This window comes from Nocardioides sp. zg-1230 (assembly GCF_013155335.1).
Classification (GTDB): domain Bacteria; phylum Actinomycetota; class Actinomycetes; order Propionibacteriales; family Nocardioidaceae; genus Nocardioides.
This window is the reverse complement of the sequence record NZ_JABJQZ010000004.1, coordinates 160,113-183,692: the sequence shown is the minus strand read 5'-3', so window position 1 is coordinate 183,692 and position 23,580 is coordinate 160,113. Positions and strand designations below refer to the sequence as shown.

19 protein-coding genes are annotated in these 23,580 nt (G+C 67.7%); 9 read left to right on the top strand and 10 right to left on the bottom strand.

Going from position 1 to position 23,580, the window contains the following annotated elements:
• Positions 1-175 precede the first annotated feature (175 nt).
• From HOO61_RS12795 to HOO61_RS12785, 3 genes are all read right to left on the bottom strand, one after another.
• Entirely contained in the window at positions 176-1,255 is a 1,080-nt protein-coding gene (locus HOO61_RS12795; RefSeq protein WP_172259104.1) for an ATP-binding protein, read from the bottom strand.
• Between the two features lie 468 nt (positions 1,256-1,723).
• Complete coding sequence (locus HOO61_RS12790) at positions 1,724-2,932, bottom strand: hypothetical protein (protein WP_172259103.1); 1,209 nt, start codon at positions 2,930-2,932, stop codon at positions 1,724-1,726.
• Positions 2,933-3,311: 379 nt separating this feature from the next.
• A complete protein-coding gene (locus tag HOO61_RS12785; protein WP_172259102.1) occupies positions 3,312-4,511 on the bottom strand; it encodes a family 16 glycosylhydrolase in 1,200 nt (399 codons plus the stop codon).
• Between the two features lie 957 nt (positions 4,512-5,468).
• Here HOO61_RS12785 and HOO61_RS12780 point away from each other — a divergent pair.
• The 8 genes from HOO61_RS12780 (at position 5,469) to HOO61_RS12745 (ending at position 15,833) form a co-directional block, all read left to right on the top strand.
• The gene (locus HOO61_RS12780) at positions 5,469-7,088 is read left to right on the top strand and encodes an ABC transporter substrate-binding protein (protein WP_172259101.1); all 1,620 of its coding nucleotides are present in this window, start codon (positions 5,469-5,471) and stop codon (positions 7,086-7,088) included.
• Positions 7,089-7,196: 108 nt separating this feature from the next.
• Positions 7,197-8,201 (top strand): ABC transporter permease, encoded by a 1,005-nt coding sequence (locus tag HOO61_RS12775; RefSeq protein WP_172259100.1) that lies wholly within the window; start codon positions 7,197-7,199, stop codon positions 8,199-8,201.
• Positions 8,194-9,105, top strand: coding sequence for an ABC transporter permease (locus HOO61_RS12770; protein ID WP_172259099.1), 912 nt, complete (start codon positions 8,194-8,196; stop codon positions 9,103-9,105). Before HOO61_RS12775 ends, HOO61_RS12770 begins: the two co-directional genes overlap by 8 nt.
• Positions 9,080-10,171 (top strand): ABC transporter ATP-binding protein, encoded by a 1,092-nt coding sequence (locus tag HOO61_RS12765; RefSeq protein ID WP_253942387.1) that lies wholly within the window; start codon positions 9,080-9,082, stop codon positions 10,169-10,171. Before HOO61_RS12770 ends, HOO61_RS12765 begins: the two co-directional genes overlap by 26 nt.
• Positions 10,172-10,248: 77 nt before the next feature.
• Complete coding sequence (locus HOO61_RS12760) at positions 10,249-11,292, top strand: ABC transporter ATP-binding protein (RefSeq protein WP_367650204.1); 1,044 nt, start codon at positions 10,249-10,251, stop codon at positions 11,290-11,292.
• Positions 11,293-11,354: 62 nt separating this feature from the next.
• A complete protein-coding gene (locus tag HOO61_RS12755; protein WP_172259097.1) occupies positions 11,355-12,281 on the top strand; it encodes a kelch repeat-containing protein in 927 nt (308 codons plus the stop codon).
• A gap of 56 nt (positions 12,282-12,337) precedes the next feature.
• Complete coding sequence (locus HOO61_RS12750) at positions 12,338-14,416, top strand: ATP-binding protein (protein ID WP_216658886.1); 2,079 nt, start codon at positions 12,338-12,340, stop codon at positions 14,414-14,416.
• A gap of 82 nt (positions 14,417-14,498) precedes the next feature.
• Positions 14,499-15,833, top strand: a complete 1,335-nt coding sequence (locus tag HOO61_RS12745) for an NAD(P)/FAD-dependent oxidoreductase (RefSeq protein WP_172259095.1) — start codon at positions 14,499-14,501, stop codon at positions 15,831-15,833.
• Positions 15,834-15,856: 23 nt separating this feature from the next.
• Here the strand turns inward: HOO61_RS12745 and HOO61_RS12740 are convergent, their stop codons facing one another.
• The 5 genes from HOO61_RS12740 to HOO61_RS12720 all read right to left on the bottom strand — a co-directional run bounded on the left by HOO61_RS12740 (position 15,857) and on the right by HOO61_RS12720 (position 20,173).
• Positions 15,857-16,351 (bottom strand): hypothetical protein, encoded by a 495-nt coding sequence (locus HOO61_RS12740; protein ID WP_172259094.1) that lies wholly within the window; start codon positions 16,349-16,351, stop codon positions 15,857-15,859.
• Between the two features lie 311 nt (positions 16,352-16,662).
• The gene (locus HOO61_RS12735; RefSeq protein ID WP_172259093.1) at positions 16,663-17,214 is read right to left on the bottom strand and encodes a GerMN domain-containing protein; all 552 of its coding nucleotides are present in this window, start codon (positions 17,212-17,214) and stop codon (positions 16,663-16,665) included.
• Positions 17,208-18,533: a HAMP domain-containing sensor histidine kinase gene (locus HOO61_RS24890; protein ID WP_172259092.1), complete on the bottom strand. Its 1,326-nt coding sequence runs from the start codon at positions 18,531-18,533 to the stop codon at positions 17,208-17,210. The genes HOO61_RS12735 and HOO61_RS24890 overlap by 7 nt, the downstream gene beginning before the upstream one ends.
• Positions 18,534-18,641: 108 nt before the next feature.
• A complete protein-coding gene (locus tag HOO61_RS12725; RefSeq protein ID WP_367650148.1) occupies positions 18,642-19,346 on the bottom strand; it encodes a response regulator in 705 nt (234 codons plus the stop codon).
• An 83-nt stretch (positions 19,347-19,429) separates the two neighbouring features.
• Complete coding sequence (locus tag HOO61_RS12720) at positions 19,430-20,173, bottom strand: permease (RefSeq protein WP_172259090.1); 744 nt, start codon at positions 20,171-20,173, stop codon at positions 19,430-19,432.
• Positions 20,174-20,439: 266 nt separating this feature from the next.
• Here HOO61_RS12720 and HOO61_RS12715 point away from each other — a divergent pair, with 266 nt between their 5' ends.
• Positions 20,440-20,910, top strand: coding sequence for a hypothetical protein (locus HOO61_RS12715; RefSeq protein ID WP_172259089.1), 471 nt, complete (start codon positions 20,440-20,442; stop codon positions 20,908-20,910).
• A 67-nt stretch (positions 20,911-20,977) separates the two neighbouring features.
• Here the strand turns inward: HOO61_RS12715 and HOO61_RS12710 are convergent, their stop codons facing one another.
• Positions 20,978-22,663: a hypothetical protein gene (locus HOO61_RS12710; RefSeq protein WP_172259088.1), complete on the bottom strand. Its 1,686-nt coding sequence runs from the start codon at positions 22,661-22,663 to the stop codon at positions 20,978-20,980.
• 121 nt (positions 22,664-22,784) lie between these two features.
• Positions 22,785-23,195, bottom strand: a complete 411-nt coding sequence (locus tag HOO61_RS12705; RefSeq protein ID WP_172259087.1) for a PRC-barrel domain-containing protein — start codon at positions 23,193-23,195, stop codon at positions 22,785-22,787.
• Positions 23,196-23,580: the final 385 nt, after the last annotated feature.

Here is a 23,580-nt window from a genome sequence, read left to right as displayed (position 1 = left end):
ATCCGACGCTACAGCGGCAGTGTCCTACGGTCGCGACAAGCCGGACGTTCCGTCTGTGGTTTCCGTGCTGGTCCCTCCGGCCCTCACCGCCGACTTCCTACACCTACGGGGTCTCCGATGTCGGTCCTTCGGGAGAAGCCCGAGTTAGTGGGGTGTAACCGATGGCGGCGTGCCATCAGCCTCGCTCGTGCAGCCACTCGTCGTACGGCACGGGATCGGCATCTTCCTCCGCCTGGTCGACGATGGACTGAGTGAACCAGGTGCGCAGCGACACCATCTCCGGGGTTGACCGCAGGGTCAGCAGCTGGTGGGTCTCGCTGATCTCATCGGCCAGGTTGTCGGCGGCCAGCAGCTCGCGGAGGGTTGCTGCCATCTCACGGGGAAGGGTCATCTTGATGTCGACGTACTCCAGCCCCGCCGCGGCGGCGTCCAAGGCGGTACGACGACCCAAGTGGCGCGCAAAAGCAGGGCGGGTCACCAGTCGCTCGATTAGCTGGCCCAGCTCCCGCGGCGGAGTCGGACTCTCCTCGGGGTCGATGAGCTGGAGCTCTCGCACCAGGTCGTCGAGACGCTGGTCGATCTGGAGCCCGAGCTGCACCGGACACCGAAGTAGCCGCACCCTCGCCCAATCGGCGGGCAGGACGACCTGCTCCGGTGCCGACCGGTCGCCGTACTCCACCACCGGCGGCCGTACGTCGTGCTCGACGCCGTCACCGGCAAGGTCGGCCCACACGCGTCGCCCATCGCCGCGCTCCTCGATCCCCCAGGACTCCGCCAGCACCGACACGATCACCAGTCCGCGCCCGGTGGTGCCCTGGCTCGCGACGGGAGGCGGGGCCACCGCCGCGAGCGGTACCACCCCGCCGGCGTCCTCGACACTGACCCGCACGGATGGCTCGAGGTCACGCAGCCGGACATGCAGGTAAGAGCTGCCGCTGTGCAGGGCGGAGTTCGCCGCCATCTCGGTGACGCACAGGGCGGCGTCGTCAACGAGATGTTCGCGGCCCCACTGCAGCAGCCCGTCGATGACGAACCTGCGTGCTCCGGGGACGCTGGAAGTGTCAGCGGCGAGTTGGACTCGCAACTCCGGATGGGCCCCTCGGGGCGTGGGCGTCACGCTGGCATTGTGCCCGACCTGTACCCCGCCGCGATCTTGCAGATTCACGATGACCAGAGTGCGGCGCCCACCGTCGCAAACTTGCTCCGAACAAGCGTCGCTTCGCCGCCTGCCGGCGCAGTTCGAACATCCGAACATGCCGATCAGCGTCCGTTCACCGACGTCACTTGGCTTCGGACTTCACCCCATGCACGAGGTCAGCCATCAAGGCTGCCTGGAAGTCCTCCGCCTACAGCCCCCGGGTGTTGGGGTCACCGGCAGTGGTCGACGCTCCGCTCAAGCTCACGCGCGCGGCGTCCGCGAGCACCGGTGAGATCCGGGGCCTCGAGCAAGCGCGCGACGCCGGCGGCCGCCTGAGTCTTCGGGGAGCCGAGAAAACTAGCGCACTCAGGAGATCGACAGCTCAGACCGCCCAGGAGCATGCTGCTGGGCAGGACGCGGTTGCAGTACGTGTAGTCGCCGCGATCAGGCCCGATTCGTAGTCGCTGGCAGAAGGTCGGGACCGGTGCTCCAAACTGTTCCTCCGTAACTCCTAGTCAGGCTGGGGACGCTGCGAGGGCCCCGACCGCTGCCGGTCGGGGGCCTCCCTGGCGTCGATGGGCTAGCTCAGAGGCGGCGCTCGCACCGCACGCGGCGCTCGGCGACGCAGGTGTCGCGCCCGGCACGGCCGTCGGTGGCGTCGCGGCCACGGTTGCCAAGCAGACGGTCATTCCCAGGGCTGCCCTTGATCGTGTCGTGGCCCCGGCCGCCGTTCACGACCGCGCGGTACTTCCCGCACTCCGGGGTGCCCAACTCGTCGCCGTCGCCATACTCGACGTTAGCGATGACGAGGTCCTTGCCGGGTCCAGCGTTCACCCACGCCTTGCACGTCACGACCGTGATCCGCTCGCCGCGGTTGGTCCCGCGGATCCTCGCCGTCTTGGCGGACACCACGTAGTCCTCGAAATTGCGGATGCGGGTCGCGGCCCCGCTGTTCTTGTCATCCACCCGGCGGTCCAGGTCAGCCTTGAGCCGCAGGGTCGGAACGTCGAGCATCAGGCGGTCCTCGCCCTTGTTGCCCTTCACCATCGAGAACCTCGCGCCGAGGCCGTTGGTCCGGTAGATGTCGTTCCCTCCGCCGAGCTGCACGTTGCGGTTGAACGTCGCCGGGGCGTCGACCGTGAGGTGCTCAACCGCGTCGGTGCCGCGGAACTCGAGGAGCCCGCGCGCGGCCTCGGTGGCGAACGAGAACTCGTCGAAGTGACCGGTCCACGTCAGCGAGGTGTCGGCCCCGGTGACGGACCCGCTGGCCTCCACACGCATGTTGTAGGCGGACCGAAGGAACAGGCCGCCGCCCTTGCCCACGGTGACCCCACCCGGGGCGGTCTGGACGCCGTTCCAGTGGACGTAGCCGGTGAGGGCGAGGTCGATGATGTCGGCGTTCGGCTGGCCTGCCATGCCGGACGTGACCCGGCCGAACTTGCTCAGGCCAATGACGTCGGCCTCGATGTCGGTGCCGTCCAACGTCCCGGCGACGACCTGATGCGATCCGCCGTTCTCGTCAGTGAACATGTCGGCCCCCGCCCCAAGGACGGCGACGACGACGCCGCCCCCGCCCGTGGCGCACACACGGTCATCGCCGCCGAGCGCGTCGACCCGCGTCGCGCCGTTCGTGACGATGACGTCCGCGCCCTCGGTGCCGGTGACCTGGCCCCCAGGCGTCCCGACGATGGTCGCCGGCTGTCCCTGACACGTCTCGGCCGTTGCGCTGGCCGTGCCCATTGGCACGAGCAGGGCCACGCCCATGAGCGCGGCGGCGGTGAGTGTGAGTCGCATGATTCCCCTTGCGGTTGCGGATGATGCCAAACCCGTGTGACTCGACCGCGGCCCAGAATGTTGCGACATGTCCCCAATGAGTCGACCGGACCCAGCCCAGGGATGCGCTGGGGCCGTTGCGACCGATGCGTCGACTATTGACCAGCAGGCGGCGGCGTAACCCGCCACGTAGCGCAGCGGGGCCTGCTGCACGCTTCGGTGTCAATCCCACCTAGCTCATAGCCGCGTCCGCGGGACGAACTCGTCGATCGCCTGCCAAATATCCGCGATCTGTCCGGCTGGAATGGTCGACGGCTCTGTCCTGCGGAACACAGATTCTGCGTTCTGGAGTGCGCGGGGTCGAGCTACATGTTGCCCATCAGGGCACCATGGCTGCCCCTCAGGCCTGCCAGATCCGCAACCAATCAACCTTCATGTGCTGCGGCAGCTGCTTGTCCTTCATGTGCGACAGCTCGTAGTCCGAGGCGAGCAGGCTCAGGATGGGGTACTGGGGTTGGCCGGACACGCCCTTGCGGGTGCGCCAGGTCTCCCGACCATCGATACGGAAGATGTACATCCTCGGCGTCCACTCGACCGAGAACACGTGATAGTTCCTCGACCACCCGTCACGCTTGTTCTTGAGGAAGCTCCTCGGCTGCTTGATCCACGAACCGGTCTTGATGAGCTCGTTGTTCTTCTTCCAGTGGATGAAGCTCGTCAGGCCACCTCGCGGGTGCTTGTCACCGAAGTACTCGATGACGTCGATCTCGGCGCCTGCGGTGCGCGGCGTGCCCGCGCGGGAGGTCTGCGGCTGGAGCCAGAAGCTGCTGTGCTGACCGCGGCGCTTGTGCATCTTCACGCGGGCGGCCGCGAAGCCGTACTTGAACGACACCCGGTTCTGCGTCGAGATGTGACCGTTGAGGCGGTAGGCGTAGCGACCTGAGACCTTGCCCCGCTTGATCGCCTTGCACTTGCCCGGACGGCTCCTGTCCTCGATGACGCTCAAGCGGACCTTGCCGCCGGAGACCTTGACCGCCTTCGGGCTGCCCTTGGAGCACCTGCGCAGGCTCTCCTTCTCGTAGGACTGTCCGCGGTGGCTCCACTGGGGAGCGAGCGAGCGGCCGGAGAACGTCTCGGTGAAGAGCGGCGTCTGCCAGCGATTGGTGCTCCTCGGCCGGCTCACGACGCGACGATGACCCTTGTAGCTGCCGGATCTCACCCGATAGGTGATCGCCTTCCCGCGACGCATGGCACGCGCGGAGAACTCCGCGCGGCCGCGACCGTCGGTCCGGGCTCGCCCGACGTTCTTCCACCTCGAGCCGGTCTTGACCTGGAGTTGGACCGGGCGTCGGGCACGGCGCGGCTTGATCGTGGCGGTGATAGCCACCCGGGCAGCGTCAGGGCTCGCCGTACGCCGGCCGTGCTGAACGATCTGCGGCATGACCTGCAGGCTCGCGCGCGAGCGCGTGGCTTCACGCAGAGAAGACGACGCGGGGGAAGTTGTCGCTGGACCTGCTGCCGATCCGGTCTCACTGATGAGGAGCAGGGACGCGGGCATCAGCAGAGCGAGGGCGCCGACGAGCACGCGGCGTGCAGACATGGGGGTTGCTCTGTGTTGTGGGCGCGAAGTGTTCGTCTCGAGTGCCATCCCCTCGAGGGTGTCTCGGACCTCGTCCCAACCCAAATCCTCGGAGCGCGCCGGACGACGATGTCGACCGAAGCTTCTGTCTCGGCCCTGATCGATGGCGCCACCCCGGGAACTGATCCGGAGGCTGACGTCGCACGCCATGAGTGAGTCGCACACGCACGTCGATTCGCCTTCGAGCACCACGATGTGCCCGAACGCCTCCAGGCCGTATCCGCCGACGTGCGTAGCCTTCACCCATGGCCTTGGCGGGCCAGATCGCGGACTTCGCGGAGCGGCACCGGCGCACCGGGCAGCGGTCGACTCACGACGTGCCTCGTTCCCGGCCCGTGTACCCGGCGCTGGTGCACGCGGCGGCCCGGCACCGACCGACACTGGCCTGCGCTGAGCAGGCCCGACCTACGCTCGAGCTGTGACCCGCCGGATGGCACACGTCGGCACAGTGGTCGCACCTTCGCGCCGAGCACGGTGGCGGCGGGTGCCGTCTGCGCCCCTCCGGTGGCCGAGCACGTGGCAAAGTAAGTCACCTTCTCCGACCACCTCGGAGCCGCTTCAATCGCGGCGGCACCTTCTCTCGTCCAGCACGACGGGTGCTCCGGCCCGACGCCGCAGCGGACCGACGCGGCGTACCCGGGTCGCGTAGGTCAAATGCTCGGCAGCCTCCCACCGCCGTCACATCCGCGTTAGTAGGTCCGAGACACAGCGACACGACGAATGCGGTTACCAGCTCGAGGAGGCCCGCGGGTCGCCTCGCCAGCGGCCGGGCAGGGTGCGAAATCGTCATCCGATCCGCAAAGCTCACGGCGCGCTCATTGCGGTCATGTGAAGTTCCGCGTCGGCCCGTTGTCCCCGCGCTCCGCCGCTGCCAACGATGGCGAGGACGAGCATCCTCGACATTGCTTAGGAGTTCCCATGCGAGTGACACGGTCATGGCGCGCGACAGCCGCGTGCACAGCACTCGTCCTCGGTCTCGCCGCCTGTGGCAGCGGAGACGAATCGGACGACAACGACCCCGGCTCTCCGGCGGACGGCCCGACCGGCGAGGCAGGCGGCACCTACTCGGCGGAGCTCACCGAACCCACCTTCCTCGCTCCCGCCTCCAACTGCTACGAGTCCGAGTGCAGCGCGGTACTCGACCTCATCAACGACCCGTTGGTCTCCACGGACTTCGAATCCGGGGAGCTGGTCTATGACGGGCTGGCCGAAGACATCAGCGCCAACGACGACCAGACCGTCTGGACCATCACGCTCAAGGAGGACCGCAGCTTCCACAACGGCGAGCCGGTCGACGCCACGTCGTTTGCCCGAGCTTGGAACTACTCACAGGACCCCGACAACGCCCAGTCCACCGCTGGCTTCATGTCCCGCATCGAGGGTGCGGGTGAGGGGCCGGAGGCGTCGGGGATCGAGGTCGTGGACGCGCAGACGCTCGAGGTGACGCTGAAGAGCCCGTTCTCGCAGTTCGGTCAGATGCTGAGCTATGCACCCGCCTTCGCGCCGATCGCCCAGGCGTGCTTCGACGACATCGACGCCTGCAACGAGCAGCCGATCGGCACCGGTCCCTACCAGATGAACCAGCCGTGGCAGCACGACCAGCAGATCACCGTCGAGAAGTGGGCGGACTACGAGGGTGAGCAGCCCGCGATGGCCGACAGCGTCGAGTTCAAGATGTTCACGACGCCGGTCGCGGCCTACCGTGACTTCCAGAACGGCGGCCTCGACGTCCTCAGCCTGGCCCCAGAGGTCTACTTGGAGGCGAAGGGCACCCTCGGTGACGCGATCATCGAGGAGCCGACTGCGTCGCTCACGTACCTGGGCTTCCCCATCGGCCAGGAGCCCTATGGCAACAAGCAGCTGCGGCAGGCGATCTCGCTGGCGATCGACCGGGAGCTGATCGTCGAGCAGGTGCTCAACGGATTGGCGTACCCGTCCACCGACATTGTGACGCCGCCGATTCCCGGCTCGCGTGACGACGCCTGCGAGTACTGCGAGCACGACCCGGAGCGCGCGAAGGACCTCCTGGAGGAGTCCGGTGTGGACCCCGAGGGCATGACGTTGCAGTACTACTTCAACGCCGACGCGGGACACGACGCGTGGGTCGAGGCCGCAGCCAGGCAGGTGCAGGAGACGCTCGGCTTCGACTACGAGCTGAACTCCACCGAGTGGGCCCAGTACCTGGAGCTCCTCGACAGCGGGGACTTCGAGGGTCCGTTCCGACTCGGCTGGTCGCTGGACTACCCGTCGCCGGAGAACTACATCCGGCCGATCGTGGGCACCGACGGTGACTCGAACTACACGGGCTACAGCAACCCCGAGCTGGACGAGCTGGTCACCCAGGGCGATGCCGCGGACTCGCTGGGCGAGGCTATCGACCTCTACCAGCAGGCCGGCGACATCGCACTCGAGGACATGCCGATCATCCCGATGTGGAGCGGCGGCACCGCGATCGCGCACTCCGACCAGGTCGGTGATGTCCGCTTCGACGTGGGCGAGGGCGAGATCGCCTTCGGAGAAATCACGGTCGAGCAGTGACGCCGCGCTAAGCAACCGCTGAACGTTCACACCACTTCCCAAGGAGGGGATCGGGCACAGCCAGTGCCCGATCCCCTCTCAGGACCAGCAGCAGGACGAAGGATTGCTATGGGCCGCTACGTCATCCGACGCCTGATCCAGTTCATCCCGGTCATCCTCGGCACCCTCTTCCTGCTCCACGTGCTCAGCACGCTGACCATCCAGATCGTCGGGGACCCGGTCCGTGCCCTCTTCGGCCCCAACGCCCCGCCCCAGGCCGTCATCGAGGAGCTCCAGGCCAGGTACAACCTCGACGACTCCTGCTTGGACCAGACCGGCAACCCGTGCGTCGGGCTGTTCGTGGACCGGCTCGGGCAGTACGCAACCGGGGACTTCGGCGTGAACTTCCGCGGCCGCTCCGTCGCCGAGATGTTCCTCGAGAGGTTTCCGGTCACAGCCAGGCTGACCATCATCGCGCTGCTGTTCGAGATCATCGTCGGGATCACCGCGGGAGTCCTCGCCGGTCTCCGCAAGGACAAGTTCATCGACAACCTCGTGCGCTTCACCACGGTGCTCCTGATCGCCTTCCCTGTTTTCGTCCTCGGGTCGCTGACCCTGCTGTTCGTAGGCTTAAAGGTCGGGCTGCCGCTCCGCAACAGCAACTGGGCCCCCGACTGGCTGGGGCAGATGCTCAACGTCGGGTACGACCCCGACTACCCCTGGCTGAGTCTCGTGCTGCCCGGCATCGTCCTCGGTGCGTTCTCGCTGGCGGCGATCGCCCGCCTCACCCGCACCAGCCTGATCGAGAACCTGCGGTCCGACTTCGTCCGCACTGCCCGCGCGAAAGGACTCACGACCAAGCGCACCGTCGGCATCCACACGCTGCGCAACTCGCTGATCCCAGTCATCACCTACATCGGCATCGACATCGGGTTCCTCCTCGGCGGCTCACTTGTCACCGAGGGGATCTTCAACATCCCTGGCGTTGGTCAACTGGTGTTCCTCGCCATCCAGGCCAACGACGCGCCGGTGATCATCGGTGTGGTCACCATCCTGACGGTCGTGTTCCTGATCTCGAACCTGCTCGTGGACATCCTGTACGCCGCTCTCGACCCCAGGATCCGCTATGAGTGAGACGGCCGGACAGAGCGCCGGAACCGTTGGTGGGAACCAGCACGGCGCCAACCGCTCGCTGTGGGGCGACGTGCGCTACGAGCTGGTCCACAAGCCGATGTTCTGGGTGTCGCTGGTGCTCGTGCTGGTCATCCTCAGCATGGCCTTCTTCCCCCAGCTCTGGGCGTCGGAGTCGCCGAACGCCCGCGGCGCCTGCGACCTGACCGACGCCCGCGGCAAACCGACGTGGGACCGCCCCTTCGGCTACACCAGGGCCGGCTGCGACATGTGGGCCTCCCTCGTCTGGGGCACCGGCAAGTCCGTGATCCTGGCGATCCTGGTGACCCTCGGCACCACGGTGCTCGGCGTGCTGCTCGGCACCGCGGCGGGCTACTTCGGCGGCAAGACCGACAGCGTCATCAGCCGGGTCACCGACATCTTCTTCGGGCTGCCCTTCATCCTGGGCGCCCTCGTGTTCCTGGCGCTCTTCCCTGAGCGGAACGTCTGGACCCTGACGCTGGTCTTCGTGGTGTTCGGTTGGACGTCCCTCACCCGGGTGATGCGGGGCAGCGTCCTCGCCACCAAGCAGAAGGATTTCATCGACGCGGCCCGGGCCCTCGGAGCCAGCGACCTGTTCATCATCCGCAAGCACGTCATCGCGAACAGCATCGCCCCCGTGATCGTGCTGGCGACGATCGCGCTCGGCACCTACATCAGCGCCGAGGCGACCCTGACGTTCCTGGGTGTTGGGTACCAACGTCCGACCGCGTCCTGGGGACTGCTCGTGGCCGACGGCCAGACGCTGGCCCTGGCCGGCTTTTGGCACCTGCTCGTCTACCCCTGCGCGTTCATCGTCATCACCGTGCTGGCGTTCATCCTGCTCGGCGACGTGCTCCGCGATGCGCTCGACCCCCGAAACCGATGAAAGGGCCGACCTGATGACGGACATCCTGAGCAGCAGCGATCACCAGGCAGAACAGTCGCCTCTCGACTCCCTGGGGTTCGATGACGGCGCCCCTCTCCTCGAGGTGAAGAACCTGCATGTCGAGTTCCACACCCGCGACGGGGTCGCGCACGCCGTCAACGGGGTCAGCTTCTCCCTGGAGGCGGGCGAGACGCTGGGAATTCTCGGCGAGTCGGGCTGCGGGAAGTCGGTGACCGCCCAGGCCGTGATGGGAATCCTCGAGAGCCCTCCCGCGAAGATCGCCGGCGGCGAGATCCGCTATCGCGGGGTCGATCTCTTGTCACTGGACGAGAAAACCCGGCGACCTATCCGGGCCAACCGCATCGCGATGATCTTCCAGGACGCACTGTCCGCGCTCAACCCGGTCTTCACCGTCGGATGGCAGCTCGGCGAGCCCGCTCGCAAGCACTCGGGCGCCTCACGGGGGCAGGCAAGGGAACGCGCCGTCGAGCTGCTCGACATGGTCGGAATCCCGGCGGCGAGATCTCGGGTCAACGACTATCCCCACCAGTTCTCCGGAGGCATGAGACAGCGCGTCATGATCGCGATGGCGCTCGCCCTGGAGCCGGACGTCATCATCGCCGACGAGCCGACCACGGCCCTGGACGTGACCGTCCAGGCCCAAGTGATGGACCTGCTGGCCGACCTGCAGCGCGAACGCGATCTCGGACTAATTCTGATCACGCACGACATGGGCGTGGTCGCCGATGTAGCGGACAAGATCTGCGTGATGTACGCCGGTGGCGCGGTCGAGCAGGCGAGCGTCTACGAGATCTACGAACGCCCGGCCCACCCCTACACGAAGGCCCTGTTGGAGTCCATCCCCCGCGTCGACCAGAAGGGCCAGGACCTGACCGTGATCGAGGGGCTACCACCGTCCCTGATCGCTCGACCCTCGGGATGCTCGTTCCACCCGCGCTGCGCCTTCGCGAGACAGCGTTGCACCGATGACGAACCCCCGCTCTACGACCTTCCCGCCGGACGCACCAGCGCCTGTCACTACTGGGAGGAGGTGCTCGACTCGTGAGCGCCGAGACAAGCACGAGCTCGCACGAAGCCACCGCCGCACACGAGGACAGCGATCTCCTCCTCGAGGTCACGGAGGTGAAGAAGCACTTCCCCGTGAAGCAGGGAATCGTCTTCCAGCGCACGGTCGGCCAGGTGCAGGCGGTCGACGGCGTGTCGTTGAAACTTCGCCGAGGTGAGACGCTCGGCGTCGTGGGCGAGTCGGGCTGTGGCAAGTCGACCCTGGGGAGGCTGCTGATGGGGCTGGAACGTCCTACGTCGGGTTCCATCAAGCTGAAGGGACGTGAAGTCTCGACGCTCAAGGGCCGTGAGCTGCGCGCGATGAGGCGCAACATCCAAATCGTCCTGCAGGACCCGTACTCGTCCCTGGACCCCAGGATGACCGTCGGGGACATCGTCGGAGAGCCCTACGACGTCCACCCCGACGCATTGGGCAATCGAGATCGTCGTAGGACCATCCAGGAGCTGCTCGACGTGGTCGGCCTTGATCCGAGCCATGCCAACCGCTATCCCCACCAGTTCTCGGGGGGGCAACGTCAGCGCATCGGCATCGCCCGCGCTCTGGCCCTGAAGCCGGAGATCATCGTCTGCGACGAGCCCGTCTCGGCGCTCGACGTGTCGGTCCAGGCCCAGGTCATCAACCTGTTCGAGCAGCTTCAGAACGAGTTCGGACTGGCCTACGTCTTCATTGCGCACGATCTGTCCGTCGTACGGCACATCTCTGACCGCGTCCTGGTCATGTACCTGGGTAAGGGGGTCGAGTACGGCACCGAGGACGAGATCTACGAGCATCCGACGCACCCGTACACCCAGGCGTTGCTGTCGGCGGTGTCGGTCCCGGACCCGCGGCTCCGCGGACACCGGGACCACATCGTGCTCGAGGGCGACGTGCCCAGCCCGGTTGACCCGCCTTCCGGCTGCCGATTCCGGACCCGGTGCTGGAAGGCGGAGGATGTGTGCGCCACAGAAGTTCCACTCCTGGTTGCGCGAGACGGCTCGGCGCACCCCTCCGCCTGCCACTTCGCCGTCGAACGCGACGTCATCCACGCCTCAGGCGACGACGACCGGCGCGACGAGGGTGCGAACGTCGCCGAGCACGGCGAGGAGACATCCACGCCGTGACGGGCTGTTGGCGGGGAGCGAAGACGGCCGCGCGCCGCCCTGCACTAGCGACCTGCCTCGCAGTGCTGGTCGGGCTGTCGCTGCTCACCGGCTGTACGTCCGGTGCTCGCTCCACCGCCCCGACGGTCCGCCCCTGGGTCGAGCACGTGCCCGGGTGGGAGCCGGTCGATGGGTTGCAGACTCCCCGGGACGACTTCGTCACGGCGGTCGTGGGTGACGAGATTTGGGTGCTGGGCGGCATGACCGGAGACCGTGGCAACCGCCTCACCTCGATCGAGGTGCTCGATCCGGACAGCGGGACCTGGACCACGTCCTCCATCGAGCTGCCGCTGGGACTCGCCTCGTTCGAGGGTGCGGCGATCGGCGACAGGATCTTCGTCGTCGGCGGGCTCGACGAAACCAGCAGACCAACCGACTTCGCCGCCGTGCTCGACACCTCGACGGGCACGTGGGAAGAACTGCCCCGACTCCCCCATGCGCGCTACGCGCACACGGTGACCCTGCACGACGGTCGCATCTACGTCATCGGCGGTGGGTCGGCGAAGGGACCGGTGCCGGCGGTCGACGTCCTCGACGTCGCGTCGATGAGCTGGTCGCCGGGTACGCCGATGCCTCACGCGCGCGGCTCCCACGACACGGTCTCCACCACCGCCGGCCTCTACGTCCTCGGCGGCTGGTGGCGGGGCGCCCCGTCGCGGTTGGTGCAGCTCTATGACCCGGAGGCCGGCTCGTGGAGCGATGGGCCGACACTGCCCGAGCCGACGGCGCGAGGCGGAGCGGCCATGCTCGATGAACGCCTGTGGGTGACGTTCCACGACTTCGCGGCCACCTTCGACCTGAGCACCCGCGAGTGGACGCCGACCAACCATCCACCGCTCTCGCGCCACGGCCACGGGTTCGCCGCCCTGGACGGTGCCCTCTACGCCATCGGCGGTTGCCAGGAGTCCCCCCTGCGGGACGTGCGTACCGTCGACGTCCTGGTGCCATGAACCGATCTGCGAACGACGCGTCCATGTCCCAGTCCCTACGAGGCAGCATCGGCGACGTGCTCAAGAAGCGACACCGTCGCTACTTAGTCGGGCGACGAGCAGAGCTTGAGCTCTTCCTCAGCGCACTGGAGGACACCGATGGCCTCTTCCACGTGCTCCACATCTCCGGACCCGGCGGCATCGGTAAGTCAGAGTTGCTCGACTCGTATGCAGAGGTGGCTCGCGCTGCCCGTTGCGAGGTGGTGCAGATCGACGGTCGGGAGCTGCCAGCAACCCCGGCTGCCGTTGCCGACGCCGTGGGCGCGCAGCTGGGCCTTGACTCGAACGACGAACCGATCGATGCCCGCCGCCACCCCCGAGTAGTGATGCTGGTCGACGGCTACGAACATCTACGCCTGTTGGACGCATGGTTCCGTGACTCTCTCCTGCGTCGGTTGCCCAGCTCGACGGTGACCGTGTTGGCGAGTCGCGACCCGTGCCGCGCCGAATGGCGCGCCGACCCCGTCTGGTCCGAAGCGCTGCGTGTGACCACGCTGCGCAACCTGGCGGTAGACGACGTACGCGCCTACCTGCGCCGTCGCGAGGTTCCCACCAACCGGCACGCGACGGTGCTCCGTCACACCTACGGGCACCCCCTTGCACTTGCCCTCCTGACTGACGCACTGCTGAGAGAACCCGACCTGGACCTCGAGGAGCTACCGGGCGACGTCGTCCCCGCCCTACTGGCCCGGGTGGTCGCCGACGCTCCTACGTCCGCGCACCGACACGGGCTCGAGGTGACGGCGATCGCCCGCTCGACCGACGAAGGACTGTTGCGCCAAGTGCTGGCCGACCCGTCGGCTGCGCACGAAGTCTTCGCGTGGCTCAGTGAGCTCTCAGTCATCGACAGGTGCGGCAACGGACTCGTTCCGCACGATCTTGTCCGCGCCCTGCTCGACGCGGACCTGCGCTGGCGCGACGCGGAAGGCTACCGGAGAGTCTTCCGGGACGTTCAAGCCTGGGTCATGTCCCAGATACGCGCGACCACTGGCGTGGCCCAGCAGCGAGCGATTGCGGACCTGAAGTTCTGCTTCCGCAACCTGCGGAGCGTCCTGCTACCACTCGCACTGCCCTCCTTGGGCGACCACTACCCCGACGGCGCCCGACCCACGGAGCATCGAGCAATCATCGACATGATTGGCTCGGCCGAAGGTGAGACATCGGCGGCAACAGCGCGCCACTGGCTGGAGCGACAACCCGAAGCGTTCCACGTGCTCCGGGGCCATGACTCCCGAGCGCGCGGCGTCATCGCACTCATCGATCTCACAGCGGCGACGGGGGCCGACCGGCGAAGGGACCCAGGTGCGGCAGCGGCATGGAACTACGCCGACCGCACCGCACCTCCCCGCCCGGGCGAGGTGATGACCCAGTGCAGGTTCATCGTTGATGCAATGGCCTACCAGGACCCGTCGCCCACGCTCAACGCCGTACCGATCCTGACCCTGCAACGGCAGCTGACCACCCCCGGCCTCGCCTGGGACTTCGTCACATTGTCCGAACCCGACCGCTGGGACCAGTTCTTCGCTGCGGCCGACATGGGGCGCGCGACCGGCGCCGACTTCCACTGCAATGGCGTTCGCTTCGGACTCTTCGGGCACGACTTCCGACAGACTCCGGTCGAGGCGATGATCCGCCGCTGGACCGAGCGCGCCCTGGCCGACGACGCCTTCCTCGTTCCGGTGGACACGCAGTCCGAGCTCTTAGTGCTCGCATACGACGACTTCGACGCCGCCGTACGCCAAGGTCTGCGAGACCTCCACCGACCAGACCTGCTCGCCCGCAACCCGCTGATGCGTTCCCGGCTCCTCGCCGGCCCACGGGTCGCCGATGCCGACGCCGTCGCCTCGGTCCTTCGTGCGGCCGTCGCATCGCTGGCCACGGATCCGCGGGAAGACAGGCTCTTCCGCGCGCTCGACTGCACCTTTGTCCGGTCCGCGCGTACCCAGGAGGCAGCAGCAGCAGCAGCTCTCGATCTGCCGTTCAGCACGTACCGCCGTCACCTGCGCCGCGGGATCGACGTGGTGGTGTCGCGACTCTGGAGCGCGGAGCTGGGATCGGTCGACACCGACCGCGGAGCGCTCAGAGGTGAGAAGTGAGCAGAGGTGAGCAGCGAATGATCTGGTGACCAGATGCTCGTAGGAGCAGCCTTCTGGAAAGGACACCAGGAGGAGGCACGCCATGACCACGACATCAACTCGAGACCGTGCGATCGTCCTCGGTGGCAGCATCGCGGGACTCCTCGCCGCACGAGTACTGTCCGACCGATACGACGAGGTCGTCGTCGTCGAGCGCGATGGACTCCAGGACGACGACGATCACCCACGTCGTGGCACGCCGCAGGCACGTCACCTACACGGGTTGCTCGCCCGTGGTCTCGAACAGCTGGAAGCGCTCTTCCCCGGTCTGGCGTCCGATTTGACCGCCAGCGGAGTGCCGTGCGGGGACATGCTTGCGCACAGCCGGTTGAGCTTCGGAGGGTACCGCTTCGCGCAGGGAGACTCCGGCCTGGCGATGCTCTGTGCGGACCGCCCGGTACTCGAGCAGGACATTCGTCGCAGGGTCGAAGGCTTAGCGAATGTCGGGTTTCTGCGCGCTCACGACGTGGTCGGCCTGGTCGCGGATGCAGGCGCCCGTCGGGTCCGCGGCGTCCGTGTCGTCGGCCGCCAGGACGGTGGTGCGGGTCGGGACCACGCTGCCGACCTTGTCGTCGACGCCACCGGCCGGGGATCGCGAATGCCGGTCTGGCTCGAGACCTTTGGCCACGAGCGGCCAACCGTCCAGCTGCTGCACGTCGGGGTCGGCTACGCCAGCCGCCGATACCGGCTACCAGCGGGCGTGATCGACAACGACCTGGTCATCCTCTCGGGCCCCACGCCCAAGCAGCCACGAGGTGGCGCCCTGTCCCGGCTGGGAGGCGACCAATGCCTGGTGACCCTGATGGGAGTGCTGGGGAATCACCCGCCCACGGACCCAGAGGATTTCATCCGGTTCGCCGCAGACCTTGCGCTTCCCGACGTACACCGGGCCATACTCGACGCGGAGCCTCTGGACGACCCCGTGGCGTACAGGCATCCCACCTCGGTCCGAGCACGCTACGACCAGCTCGCATCCATGCCAGAAGGAGTCGTGGTGCTGGGAGACGCCGTGTGCTCGCTGAACCCGATCTACGGTCAGGGCATGACCGTCGCCGCCCTCGAAGCCGCAGCGTTGGGGCGGCACCTCGACCAGGGAACACTGCGACCGCACCGCTTCCAACGCGATGTCGCGAAGGTGGTCAACGCAGCGTGGGCCTTGTCATCAGGAGCCGACCTCACCTTCCCCGGGGTCAGCGGACGCCGGACGGCGATGGCCGGCCTGCTCGGACGGTACGTCGCCCGGATCCAGGCCGGCGCCTCCAGCGACCCGGCCCTCGGGCGGGCGTTCCTTCGCGTGACGTCCATGGTCGACCCGCCGCAGGCTCTGCTCCGACCGAAGACGCTGATGGGTGCCGTCTCAGCTTCCCTCCGAACCTGACTCTCGCCCAGCGATCACGACAGTCAGTCCGGCGAGATGTCACCGTCCGGGGCTCGGAGCACCTCCACCTCCGCGTAGGGGCCGGTCTGCGTCTCGACCGGAACGGTGGTGACGATGGGCGCCGAATTCAGGAAGACGAGCCGCAGCTCCGGGCGAAAACCGGGCACGAACCGGTCGGTGAACACAGTCATCTGCGCGTCACGGGCCAAGGTGACCGGCTCCTCTGGGGGAAGGACGATCGGCCCGTCCGCGATCACGACGTCGAAGGACCCGACGGTCGGCTCGACGTCAACCCCGATCAGGCGGTCCGGGTCGTCCGCTTGGTTGACCAAGGTGCCCACCAGTCGGGCAGCACCCTGGCCGTTGGTCACCAGTGCCATCCCGAGCGCGTCCATCGACTCCGTGCGCTCGACCTGACCGATCGAGGCCTCGGTCTCGACCGGTCGCTCGGCGCAGGACGTCGCACAGGCGAGCCCGACTGCCAGGCCCGCGACAACGCGAGTCCAGGGTCCACCCACAGCGCGTAGAGGGCGAGAAGCGGAATGAGTTGAGCGATGGGGAACGGTCATACTCGCGTGGTTGCCGCTCCGGCCCACCGCTATGTGTCAGCGGCCGCCGATTCGGCCAACGTTCACGGAATCGTCATGGATCTCGTCTGGCGCACTAGAAGGACTCCGCGACCAGCCGGCCGATGACCGCCGCGACGAAGAGGACGGCGCCTACGTAGAGAAGTCGTCGTGTGCTCATATCGGCCACGGTAGATGCCGCCCCAAGCCACGTTCCAGCCGCCCGCGATGCGGCGAAGCGCGTCTCGCAGAACCGCGTTGCCCTAACCGTCCTCCGGAGCTACGGACCGGTAGTCGGAGCGGCGCACCAGGTCGCTGGTCAAGCCCTGGTCCGTCGGGAGCTCGATGGGCTCGCCTTGAAAGGTGACCTGCACCGCGGAGCGGGGTCGTCGGTCGGTCACCGTCCACACCAGCTGGGCCGCAGCGAGGAGCTGCAGGTCTCCCGCGACCTGGGTGAACTGCACCGGCACGTCGATGACCGTGGCGAGGCCGGAGTCCTCGACGGCGTACTCCCCCGGAGCCAGGGCAGTCGTCGTCCCGACCACCTTCTCAGCAGTGGTGGGACCGTCCGTCAGCAGGTCCAACGCCGATTGCTCCGACGGGTCGTCGGCCCGTCGCACCTCTTCCACGAGGCGTGCGTCCTTGACCAGGTAGACCCGGACGACGCTGCTCCCGCCCGGGCTCGGACTGACCGGACTGGGTGTGGTGGTCGCCTGAAGGGCGACCGGGTCGTCCTGGAGCGGGACCCCGCATCCGGTCACGGCGAGCACCACGGCCGCCAGGGCGGCCATCAGCGTACGGGGCTGGGTCAGCACGGTGGCGCCTCCGTCGTGGATCGCGGCAGCCTGATGACGAATCGGGCACCACCGGTCGGTCGGTTCTCTGCGCTGACGGTGCCGTCCATCAGCCGAACGTGCTGGGCCACCAGGGCGAGCCCGAGGCCCGCACCGGTCGTCGAGCCCCGCTCGCTACCCCGGCCCCGGGAGAATCTGTCGAAGATACGCTCGAGCTCGTCAACGTCCAGACCCGGGCCGGCGTCCTCCACCGTCAGGCACGCCAGCTGCTCAGTAGCATCGACGCGCACCGCCGTCACTCCTGCCCCGTGGAGCTCGGCGTTGGCGACCAGGTTCATCAGGGCCTGCCGCAGACGCCGCTTGTCGCCTCGCACGACCGCCGACGCCCCGCCCGACGTCACCTCCACCCGCGACAGCAGGTCCGGTGGGAGGGCACGCTCGACGAGCTCGGCGAGTCGCAGCTCGACCATGGCGAGCCGATCGCTTCCGGCGTCCGAGCGCGAGATGTCGAGCAGGTCCTGGACCAGCTGCTGGAACCCGTCGACCTCCGCCCGGAGAAGCCCCAGCGCCTCTTGGCCGTCGGAGTCCATGGAGTCCTGATACCGCTCGACCAGATGGACCGTGTTGACCATCGTAGTCAGGGGGCTCCGGAGCTCGTGACTCACGTCTGCGGCGAACTTGGCGTCCATCCTCACGCGCCGCTCGAGGGCGTCGACAGTGGAGTTGAACGACTCGGCGATCAGACGCAGGGACGCATCCCCGCGCGGATCGATCCTGACCCGGAGATCGCCGCTCGCCACGGCAGCGACCGCGCCGGCCACCTGTTCGACGGGCCGCAGCGCCGGTCGAACGGCCCACCACCCCAGAGTCATGGTCGCGACGGGGATCAGGAGACCTCCGGCGACCAGCACCAGTGTCAGTGTCGTGAGGGACTCGTCGAGCTCGGTGAGCATGAAGACCTCGTAGTAGGCCGCGCCGGCACCCTCCACCGGTAGCCCCACCACCAGAGCCGGGCTTCCCCCGACCGCGACGCGCTGCGAGTGGGGTTGCCCTCCCCTGACGAGCGCTGCCAGTTCGGCGGGGATCGTGCTGCGGGAGACGGTCAAGTCATCGGTGAACCACTCGTCCTGGTAGTACAGCAACGAGGACGAGGCGAGCTGGTGCGGCAGCTGGGCGAGGGCCTGTGGGGGGGTCAGCCCAGATGACTGCAGCCCTCGGGCCACCTGCTCGTCGTTGGCCATGGCCTGCGCTGTCGCTGCCTCGTGGCGCTGACTCAGGAGATAGCCCGCCACGCTCGCCCACACGGCGACCCCGCCCAGCACCGCAACGGCCCCAGCCACGAGCCCGAAGGCCAACGTCGCGCGGAGGCGTATCCCGGCCTCACCAGGCCACCCCTGCAGTCGCGCAAGGCCGGCTCGGAACGCCGAACGCCACGCGTTCACCGCCATCTAGTCCCCAGCAGGTGGGCCCGGATCGGCCGCCAGCCGATATCCGATGCCCCGCACGGTCGTCACGACCTGGGGCACGGCCGGATCCTGTTCAATCTTCGTCCGCAGCCGACGGATGTGGACGTCGACGAGCCGCTCGTCGCCGAAGTAGTCATAACCCCACACCCGCTCAAGAAGTTCTTCCCGCGTGTGCACGCGGCCCGGCTCAACAGCGAGCTCGCACAACAGACCGAACTCGGTCCGCGTCAAGTTGACCACCTTACCCTCCCGGATGGCCACGCCCCGCTCCGGAGAGATCTCCAGACCACCGACCATCACCGGAGCGCGCGCAGTCGTGGAAGTCGCCGTGCGTCGCAGCAGCGCACGAATCCGCGCCGCCAACTCCTTCGGCACGAAGGGCTTAGTGACGTAGTCGTCAGCGCCCGCTTCCAGGCCAGCGACCACGTCATGGCTGTCCGCCTTGGCCGTCACCATGATCACCGGCACATCGCTTCGTCGTCGGATCTGGCGGCACACCTCGAAACCGTCCACATCAGGCAACATCAGGTCGAGAAGCACGACGCCGACCTCGCGTTCGGCCAGGGCGAACAGTCCGTCCTCACCGGTGTCGGCCTCCACGACGTCGAACCCGTCGGCCCTGAGTGCCATCGCCACGGCACGTCGAATCCGCTGATCGTCCTCGATGAACAACACCGAACGTGACACCAACCCATTCTCACACCCCCGTCGAGAAACGCACGAGGAGCCCACTTGCCGCTGGCGCGCTGCGGGCTCCCCGATGCCCCCACTCAGTGGGTGAGGGCATGCGCCGCTTCCCGCCTGGCGGTGCCGGCGCTGTCGCGATGGGGCCAGATCCTCGCTCCCGCCACGCCGCCGGCTACAGCGGCAACCAAGGCGAGCCCGAGTCCGAGCAGGGCCCAGCCTGCGGCGTCACGAGCTCCCTGCAGCGCCTGGTTCACCTGCTCCGTCGGCGGGTTCTGCAGGTTCAGGTCCTGAATCGCACCCAAGTCGGCTGCCACGGTCGAGACCGGACCCGCGAGCGTCCCGCCGCCGAGCACCGCGAGCAGGAGCAGGCCGACGGTGGCGAACGCCCACAACACGGCGCCGTTCACAGCCCCCTGACCTACACCGTGCCACAGCGCCGTCGCACCCACGACCAGCCCGCCGATGAAGAACGCGACCAACGCGGAGACGGAGCTCCACCACGCGCCACCGTCGGAATACAGGTTGAGCGCGAACACCGCGAGCTGCACGACGAGATAGGTCGCAAGGACAACCAGTACGCCGGCCCACAACGGTCCCCAGCGAACCATGTCCCTTGACGCGATCACGTCCCGGTCGTCGTGACGACGGACGTACTCGGCACGTGTCTCGTGCGTCCGGCCGGTCGATCGAGCGCTGTCGGCACCGCGCTTGTCGGCGCCATTCTCGTCGGCGTTGGCGGTGTGGTGCGGGCCCGTTCGGTTGTCACGGGGTCCGGCCTCTCGTTCGGTGTCGTCATGACGACTCCTTTCCTTGAGGGAGAACTTCACCCTGAGCACCATCGGTGCCCGCTGTCACGGACGTGATGCTCCTCGTCGAGCGTCGTCACACGACTGTCACGATCACGCCGTGTCGCAGGCCTGCCGTCGAGGCTGAGAGGTGCGAGCCGGGGGTGAAGGGGACGTGCGACGGCCGTGTGACGGCCCTGTGACGGTCGGACGCGGCCTCAGCGTGACCGCCGTTGTCTCTCCGCGCCAGATTTCGCAAGGTGGAGTCCTAGGCCAAGGGGAAGCCGATCGAAGGAGTCAGATCAACCATGACGATGTTCACCGAACGAGGCCAGGCAGCCGCAGCGCGACGTTCGTCGCGCACGGTGGTGATGATGGCGGTGTGTGTAGTGCTGGCCGGGGTCTTGTCGTCCTGCGGCCAGGAGGGCCGGAACGAAGCGGTGCCGATGAGCGACCGTGAGGAGAACGATGTCCCGCTGAACGCTCCGACACTGCGGTTCCACGTGTCCACCGACGGACAGGTGGGCGCCTCACCAGACCTCGAGGCGGAAGCCGGAGAAGTCGTCGCGATGGTGCTCGAGAACGAGAGCGACAAGGGCTATGAGCTGCGCCTGGTCGACCCTGCCGGTAATCAGGTCTTCGCGGTAGATGCGCCAGCAGGTGAGCTCGGCGACGGTCGCGCGATGCCGCGCGATGTGGGAACCCACGTGGTCTCGGTGTTCCCCGTTGGCCGGCCCGCAGCCGGCGAGGAGTTCCCGGTCGCAGTGTCGGAGACGTGACGACAGATGCAGGCGGCCGCCGCCATCTTCGTTGCTGCCGTCGCCGGCCGCGCGCACGATTGCGGAGCTACTCGGACTGACCGAGGTCAGTACGGCCGGCGACGGTCGCGACGCCGTCAGTGGCGAACTCGATGCTGGCGTAGCCGGTCTGCAGGCCAGTCTCGCGGTCGACGTACTGCAACTGGATGCTCACGCGCTTGAGCGGTGCCGAATAGGGGGTGGAGAACCGGTTGAAGGTCGGTCGTTCCTCTACTCCCCCGGAGGTGCCGAGCTGGTTGACGACGGTCCAGGTGGTCTCGTCGCCGTCGGTGTTCCAGACAACCCGTGGGAGCTCGGCGTCGTGCAAGTGACCGATGTTGACGATCCCGGGCGGCACGTCCGGTATTCCGTCGTCGACCGGCGTGGTGAGGTCGAGGGGCCTGTCGTCGGTCTCGTTGGGGAGGTCGTCGAGAGAGCCAAGGCCGAGGTAGCCGGCGGCCGAGCGTGGCTGGTGGAGGAGCACGACGACTGCGTCTGGATCCTCGTCGTCGACGTACGTGCGCAGCTGCTCGCCGAGCTCGGTCTCCGATACCCCGGTCTCGTTGACGACCGTGCCGCCGAAGAGCGTCTTGAAGGCGGGGTCGTTCCCGGCGACGATGCGAAGGCCTGACACCTCGGTGGGGTCGAAATGCGGATTCGTAGCACTGGTCGCGGAGAGCTGCTCGAGGGTCGTCCCGGTGTCGTGGTCGCCCTTCACGACCACGGTGGGGATCTCGCCGCTGGCAGCCACCTCGACCTCGACGAACCCGGCCTCGGCAATCGTGCCGTTGGAAGTGATGCCCCCGGAGATCGTCCGCACGGCAAAGGCGTCGACCCCGATCGCCTCGACCAGCGCCGCGTACACGAGCGTGCGCACCCGGGTGCCGACGTGACTGCCCTGCGGATCGGCCTCGGCGAGCACGACCAACTCACCGTCACGCGGCGCGAGGTCGCCGGCCCGGACGGTGAGTTCGCCGGCCAACGACTCCTCGGCCTCGTCGAGGTAGGTGCGCGTGCGCTCCTGGATCCGTTCGTTGTTCTTCTCGAGGAAGGGCCGGACCTGCCGGGCGATCTCCAGCGACTGCGGGCTGCTGAAGGACAGCTCGGAGATTCCGGGCATCGCGTACGCGTCGGGGACCTCGGCGTTGCCCTCCCACCTCGCGAACAACCATGCCGCGGTCCCCCATGAGACCGCTCCGAGCGTCACAAGCGCCACGGCGCCGGAAATGATCGATCGGCGGCGGGACCAGGCGGCCGGTATCGGCGACCGCGCCCGGAAGACGGCGGTCATGACGAGTCCTCCCACCATGAAGGCGGCGAGCTCGCGCCACATCAGGTGACCGAGCAGCTGCGAGCGCAACGCATCGCCGTACGCGCCCGCGACCTGCTCTGGCGCGCTGACGAACACGGCGTTGGCACGCACGAAGCGGGGACTGGCGTACGACGCCAGCGTTCCGTCCGCCTGCGGCGTGTCCGTCACCCTCACCCGGGCACCGAATCCCAGCGCTCCGGTCTGGTCCCAGTAGAGACTGCCCAGCACTCCGGTGTCGAGCACCGAGCGACCGTGGTGGGTGAGCGAGAGCTCGACCGGCACCGTCCCCAGTCGGTCCTCGATGCGGACCGCCTCCACCGCTCGCTCCGCCGCCACCGGAGCCCCCAGGACCGCCGCCGCCAGCGCTCCGTAGACGACGAACGCCGCCGACACCCGCACCACGCGCCAGACACCTGACCGCACGACCGCCACGCTACCGATCCGGGCCCTGGCTCGCGCCAGGGCAGCGGCCCTCCGGGCCCCTGCCCCAGAGGGCCGCCTCATCCCCCTGTCGGCTCGACGCGCGCGACGCGCGGCGAGCACGTCATGGTCGGCGGGCGAGGAAGTACGGCGCCCGGTAGCCGTCCTCCCAGAACGGGGCGTAGCCGAAGTAGCTGTAGACCGGTCGGTAGTCGACAGGTCCGCGAGGGGAGGCGTCGTAGTCGAAGCCGGAATCGACATGCAGGTCGCTGCGCTCGAGACAAACGTCGTCTCGCACGCGGCACACCGCATCGACCGGGACCAGACGGTGGTGTTCCTTCGGACCGACGATGCTGCTCGACGCAATCACCAGGAGGCGCGCACGCCTCTCCTCGGGATCCACCAGGATCTCCTCGACCTCACCGACCCGGTGATCACGCACGTCGACTACGGACATGCCGCGGACGTCGTCCTGCTCCTCGGCAAGGGTCAGCTCAGTCGTGCTGAGAGGTACAAGCTCACGGGTCATGGTCATCGTAGCCCTCCTCGCAGGCGATCGACAGCTCACGTCCTCGACCCTGACACGCGCAGATGACCAGTGACGGATCAGGGGATTGCGATTCTGTGACCTCAGCCGAAAAGCCCGGGCTCACGACGGGCGCCGGACACGATGACTCGATGGAAGTCAGGGCAACGGGTGTGCGCGTGCTCGACAGTTCCCTCGACCAGCGCCGGAGCACTCCCACAGTCCCAGACGATTGATCATGAGTGAACATCGTCGGCTCGCGGAGTCTTCTCGATCCGTCCGCCCAACGTCGGCTCTCCACCCCTTACCAATCAAGCGGCACACATGCTACGAGGGTTCGTAGATGGGTCGCCCGTGGTCGGGCGGCCCACGCGGCATTTCGAGGGCTTCGTTT